1 protein-coding gene is annotated in these 708 nt (G+C 50.1%); it reads right to left on the reverse strand.

Translation table 11 applies throughout. The features are described 5' to 3' along the window. Positions 1 to 708, reverse strand: a 708-nt coding sequence (locus D8792_RS11060; protein ID WP_142999404.1) for a class I tRNA ligase family protein, incomplete at both ends; no start/stop codon positions are given.

A 708-nucleotide genomic window follows, 5' to 3' on the forward strand; every position in this document is an offset into this window, starting at 1 on the left:
GATTTAGACATCTTAGCAGGCGCCTGCTCCAGTTCTTCTCCCGTTTCGATGTTGAAGAAAGAACCATCACGTTTTTCTACCTTGTCTGTCGCTACAAGAGCACCACGGTGGTCACGGTAGCTAGTCCCCAGAATCATCCCTTGGTTAAAGAGTTTTTGGAATGGCTCTTTGGTTGGAACNACACCGAGGTCATAAAGGAATTTATGCCAGAAGCGAGCGTAGAGGAGGTGGAGCACGGCATGTTCTGCACCTCCGATGTAAATATCAACTGGTAGCCATGCCTTGAGCAAGTCTTCGTCTGCTAATTTCTCGTTGTTATGCGGGTCAATATAACGCAGGTAATACCAGCTAGACCCAGCCCATTGAGGCATGGTGTTGGTTTCGCGGCGTCCTTTGACACCATCTTCCCGAGTCACTGCCAGCCAGTCAGTCAGATTGGCTAGAGGGCTTTCACCAGTACCAGAAGGACGAATGTCCTTGGTTACAGGCAGGACGAGTGGAAGTTCATTTTCAGGAACAGCTGTTGAAGTCCCGTCTTCCCAATGAATGATTGGAATCGGCTCACCCCAGTAGCGCTGACGGCTAAAGAGCCAGTCGCGTAGGCGATAGGTGACTTTTTCATTTCCGACACCTTCCGCTTCCAGCCAAGCAACCATCTTGTCAATAGCGGTAGCCTTGTCCAAGCCATCTAGGAAGCCAGAGTTAATG

Origin of the sequence: Streptococcus cristatus, assembly GCF_003943505.1 — a bacterium.
Classification (GTDB): Bacteria; Bacillota; Bacilli; order Lactobacillales; family Streptococcaceae; genus Streptococcus; species Streptococcus cristatus_E.